This window comes from Methanobrevibacter sp., assembly GCF_045577275.1.
In the GTDB taxonomy this organism is placed as follows: Archaea; Methanobacteriota; Methanobacteria; order Methanobacteriales; family Methanobacteriaceae; genus Methanobrevibacter.
The window spans coordinates 1-4,992 of sequence record NZ_JAZNIB010000238.1 but is presented as its reverse complement, the minus strand read 5'-3'; the positions used below and the strand labels follow the sequence as shown (position 1 = coordinate 4,992).

The following is a 4,992-nucleotide window of genomic DNA, read 5'->3' as shown; positions in this document are numbered from 1 at the left end:
TTAGATATTTTGGAAGAATATCTTGAAGAATTAGAAGTAGATATACATACCAATTGTCCAATCAATGCAAATGATATTGAACATGAATTAAATGAAAGAATGGAACCAGTATTCTTAATAGAAAATGAAAACATATCATTAAATGCATCAAAGATTGTAGTATCTACAGGAGGCATCACATACCCATCCACTGGCTCTACTGGAGATGGCTATAGAATAGCTTCAAAGATGAATCACACAATCACAGACATCAAACCGGGACTTGTCTCATTCAATGTAGATGACTTCCTGCTTAGAAGCTTAAGTGGATTGACCTTAAGTGATGTTGAACTTTCTTTCAAGGACAAAAAGAAAAAAGTTTCTGTTAGAGGAGATGCATTGATCAGTCATTTTGGCTTGACCGGCCCTGCTGTGATTGACTTAAGCAATCTATTGATTGAAAAGTCCAAGTTTACAATCTTAGATGATAACTTAAATCAAAAGGACGATGATGAAATAGAGAATCTTGAATTGTTTACCAATAAGATCAATATTGACTTCACTCCAGATATGACTGAAGAAGATATCAAGGAACAAATTACAAAAGACACCCCAGACAAAGGTAAGATGTCCATAAAAAATTATATGAAAAAGTTCCTTCCAGCTAATTTCATTGATTACTTCTTGATGAAAATCAATATCAGCCCAAGCAAAACAATGGCGAACATTACTAAAAAGGACAAGAATAAGATAGCTGAAAACCTTAAGAGACACCCTATTGAAATTGAATCCTTGGAAACAGAACTTGCTAAGGTCACCATTGGAGGAATCAAATCAAAAGAGATCGATTCCAAAACACTTCAATCCAGATTTGTGGATGGATTGTACTTTGCAGGAGAAGTTCTTGAAGTGGCTGGACCAACTGGAGGATATAATCTCCAAATAGCATTTTCAACTGGTTATTTAGCTGGCCAAGAAGCTGCAAACAGTTTAAAATAAGCACTAATTTTTAAGATGATTAAAAAATCATCATTCTTCTTTTTTATAAAAAAAATAATTTAATTAAAAATTCTACTTTTAAAATACTTCTTTTTAAGAAAAAATAATTAAAAAATAGACTAATTAAAAAATACTCATTTTAAAAATTATTAAAAAAAAATCTAATAAAAAATAAGAAAAATTTAAAAAATTATAAAAAATTATAAAAAATTAAAAAAGTTAAAAAAGTTAAAAGAAAATTAAAAAAATAAAAAAAGAAATTGTATAAATTATTTAAATTTATACAATAGACTCAAATCCTTTTGTAGCAAGTAAACGTGCAAAAGAACCTTTTGGAGTCATAACAATGTTTCCTTTGTTATATTCATCCAAAGCAGTTTTTACCATAGTTTCTTTTTTATTTGGATCTTTTGCAGCTTTGGAAAGAGCTTTAACCAATACCATTACAGCATCTGCCCTATTCATTGAACCAGTTTGGATACTTCCTCTTCCTTTGTATCCTGCATAATTATCGTTTGCACGAATAATATCAGTTGCACTAAGTTCAGTTACTTGACCATCAACTTCAAGTGGCCTTACAGAATCAATGATACTGTCTATTCCTTCATCGTAAATGAGAACTACTGCATCAATGTGAGTTCCATTACGCGCTTCTACGATTTCTTTTGCATATTGCATACCATCCTCAACACCATTCCACATTGTATCGTGGAATCTCATGTTTCCTTTCAGATTTCCAGGAGCCGGTTGAGTTGGGTGAGTCATACCACCAGGATAGAATGGGTCATAGCTTTTTAAATGTCCATCTTCTAAACGAACGATAAATGCCATATCACAACCACCACCTGGCTGTTCATATTTATCTGCAGCTATAACTAAAACTGTTTTATTCTCAGATGTTAAGTCAGGACCTCCTATAAGCATGGATCCGATAACAATTAATAACCAAATAAGAATAACAGAAAGAATTGCTATAATTAGTTTTTGTTTTCTATTCATGGATACCTACATCCTATATTATAAAATAACTTCTAAATAAGAATAATTATTTGTGAAAATTTAGAATTATAAATAAATATAAATTTCATTAAAAATTCATAAAATGATAATCTATATTTACATATTATAATTATATATTGAATTTATATATTATAAATGTATTCATAAATATGGAAAAAAAGAAAATTAAATCAAAAAAAATCATTCTAACCTATCAGTCCATAAACTGAATTCCTTGATTTGAGGAGGAATTCCCTGATCACCACATGTTTCAAGCCATCCTTCACTTGATTCAAATTCCTCATCATATTGGGCACTGTTTACAAAATCAATGAGCCCCTGATTTCTTATTAGAACATCCCTTGGCTTTAAGGTGGATGCCCAAATATAATAAACCTTAAATACGGTGTCTGGATGATATCCTCCGCCTAAATCAATAGACAAGACATCACACCTATCTATTGACTTTGCAACTTCCTCTAAAGTTTCATGAAGTCTTACATCCCCACTTATAAATCTGAAATTATCATTATATCTTGAAAGCTTTTCCATAGGTTCAATTGCTTCTGGACTATTATCAATGCTGATTAAGGTTCCTGTAGTCAATCTATATAAAATCAGTTCACTGGATTTGCCTACATGTGACCCTAATTCAACAACATTGTCTGTCTTTTCCAGTACTTCCCTCAAATGTTGCCTATATACCTTCATATCATAGCTAAGCTTTATCATAAAATCCCCTTTACTTAATTGTCAGCATTAATGCGAATTCCGCCTGTTTCCAATTTATAAAAATCAAATTCATTATAGTATTCCGCTTCCAGCTTCAATTTTTGATTTTCATTTGCTAATGCAAAAACCGTATTTCCAAGCATTGCCATTGAACTTCCTAGCACCTTACCGTGCAATTGATGTATAATCTTCAATAGCTCATCATTGATTAGATGTGTCCTCTTGGCAAAGGACAATGATGCATTCATAAACTTCTTGATTGTTTCCTCTTCATTGAATTCATTGTCAACAGCAACATTAAACTTGTTTTTGAATTTGGAACCTATCACAATTCCATCATCCTTTTGATTGAATTCTTCACCGATTTCCAATCCGACTTGAGTGATGAGCTTCTTATGCTTTGGATCTTCGATGATTGAAGCTGTGGATATCTCTCCGAGAGTTTTTGTTATTACATAAAAATCAGACTTTAAAGGTTCAAAGACTCCAAAACCTGTCTTTTCCTGTGGAACAATAGACTTTACCTCACCGAATCCAGGAGCTCCGACCTTTGTCCTGAGCACAATTCCTTTAGATAACTCTGCAATAACGTCTCCAAGACCTGTTCCAAGTGAAACCTCTGCCAAATGTGCATATTTTCCACATTCCTCAATTGTCAATCCTAAGTTAAAGTATTCATTAATGCAAATTGCAGTCCCAATAGCTGATGCTGCAGAGCTTCCAAATCCACATCCAATCGGAACTTGGATAGTTTGATTTATGAGGATACCATCTAAATTAAACTGGATTTCATCTTTATTTAACTCATTTTCCATAAATTCTATTGTCTTTAGAATTATTACCTCATTATACTCATCCTTTTTGCCATTTATCAATATGGAAAATGATTCATCAGCATTCTTATCTATTTCAGTGATTACTCCCTTATCCAATAGCACTCCTGCACCTAAGGAACCTTTCAATAAGGGATTTTCATTATCGAAAATACTGAAAAAGCCTGTGATATGAGATGGAACAAATACGGAAATCATTTTAACACTTCAATTTTTAAATATTTAATAATAATTGAATTAAATTAGTTTATAATAATAAGTTTATTAATTATAAGAATAAAACTATAAATATTGAAAGATTATTATACGATTTAATTAATATAAATTATATTTTCAACATTTATAAAATTTTATAATTTATAAAAATTTATAATTTTAAAAATAGTTTTTTAAAAATAAATGAAACTGAAAATAATAATAAAAACAAATTTAAATAATAAATGAAATGATAAATCTGAATTATAATTATTTTACTCAAAGGAGAGATATTTTTGACCCATAAAAGAATTGATTTACATATGCACAGTCTATTCAGTGACGGTGAACTTTTACCTTCTGAACTTGCAAGAAGAGCTCTTGTCTTAGGGCATGAAGCAATAGCTATTACAGATCATGTTGATTACTCAAACATCCATACAATTACAGACATCAGCGATGCAATTGATGACATAAACAAGAATTGGGACATTACAGTGGTTTTAGGTGCAGAAATTACCCATGCTCCTGTAGAATCCATTCCAGAATTGGCTGAAAAGGCACGTGAATTAGGTGCTAAAATAGTTGTTGTTCACGGTGAAACATTAAATGAACCAGTGGTTGAAGGTACAAATTTCGCTGCTGTAAACTGTAAGGAAATAGATATCCTAGGCCATCCTGGATTGATTACACGTGAAGAGGCAGAAATAGCTAAAAAGAATGATGTTGCATTGGAAATAAGTGCAAGAAAAGGCCATTGCTTAGGAAATGGACATGTGGCAAACATTGCAAGGGAAGTTGGAAATGATCTTTTAATAGATACAGACACCCATTCTCCTGACAATTTAATCACTTTTGAAAGAGCATTTGAAATTGGATTAGGAGCTGGAATGACAGAAGAAGAAGTTATGAAAGCTACCGTTGAAAATCCTAGAAAAATCTTAAAAAGAAATGGAATAAACCTTTAATTATTCCATTAAAACTTTTTTTATTATTTAAAATATTATCAAATATCTTTTTTTAAAAATAGTCTCTAATAATCTATTTGAATATTTTATTTGTGTTCCTTGATTTTTTTGCTTTCCTTATCGTTGCAGCAACCGAAGAAGAAATTTCTTATTTTCTTGACTTCAGACTTGTTTTCCTTTTTTACCCTTTCGTCTCTTTCATGCATTTTTCTTCTTGCTTCAGCCATATTTCCCATATTTACACCTATTTGAATTTTAAAATTAAAAATTAAATTTTTAAAAAATAA

Annotated in this window: 6 protein-coding genes; 2 read left to right on the top strand and 4 right to left on the bottom strand. The window is 30.9% G+C overall.

The genetic code is table 11. The annotated features are described in order from the left end of the window. Positions 1 to 978 (top strand): aminoacetone oxidase family FAD-binding enzyme (locus ACKI67_RS06745; RefSeq protein WP_407462691.1); only part of this gene is annotated, 978 nt, incomplete at its 5' end. Positions 979 to 1,257: 279 nt separating this feature from the next. Here ACKI67_RS06745 and ACKI67_RS06740 read toward each other — a convergent pair. The 3 genes from ACKI67_RS06740 to ACKI67_RS06730 form a co-directional block, all read right to left on the bottom strand. Further along, positions 1,258 to 1,977 carry a DUF4012 domain-containing protein gene (locus ACKI67_RS06740; protein ID WP_407462690.1) on the bottom strand — a complete coding sequence of 240 codons (720 nt, stop codon included), beginning with the start codon at positions 1,975 to 1,977 and terminating at the stop codon, positions 1,258 to 1,260. Positions 1,978 to 2,178: 201 nt separating this feature from the next. Beyond that, on the bottom strand, positions 2,179 to 2,709 hold the full coding sequence (locus tag ACKI67_RS06735) for a class I SAM-dependent methyltransferase (protein ID WP_407462689.1): 531 nt from the start codon (positions 2,707 to 2,709) through the stop codon (positions 2,179 to 2,181). Positions 2,710 to 2,723: 14 nt separating this feature from the next. Beyond that, positions 2,724 to 3,740 carry a pantoate kinase gene (locus ACKI67_RS06730; protein WP_407462687.1) on the bottom strand — a complete coding sequence of 339 codons (1,017 nt, stop codon included), beginning with the start codon at positions 3,738 to 3,740 and terminating at the stop codon, positions 2,724 to 2,726. A 293-nt stretch (positions 3,741 to 4,033) separates the two neighbouring features. On the opposite strand from ACKI67_RS06730, the gene ACKI67_RS06725 reads away from it, so the two are divergent. Then, complete coding sequence (locus ACKI67_RS06725; protein ID WP_407462686.1) at positions 4,034 to 4,705, top strand: histidinol phosphate phosphatase domain-containing protein; 672 nt, start codon at positions 4,034 to 4,036, stop codon at positions 4,703 to 4,705. 86 nt (positions 4,706 to 4,791) lie between these two features. On the opposite strand, the gene ACKI67_RS06720 is transcribed toward ACKI67_RS06725, so the two are convergent. After that, positions 4,792 to 4,941 carry a hypothetical protein gene (locus tag ACKI67_RS06720; protein ID WP_407462685.1) on the bottom strand — a complete coding sequence of 50 codons (150 nt, stop codon included), beginning with the start codon at positions 4,939 to 4,941 and terminating at the stop codon, positions 4,792 to 4,794. Positions 4,942 to 4,992 lie beyond the last annotated feature (51 nt).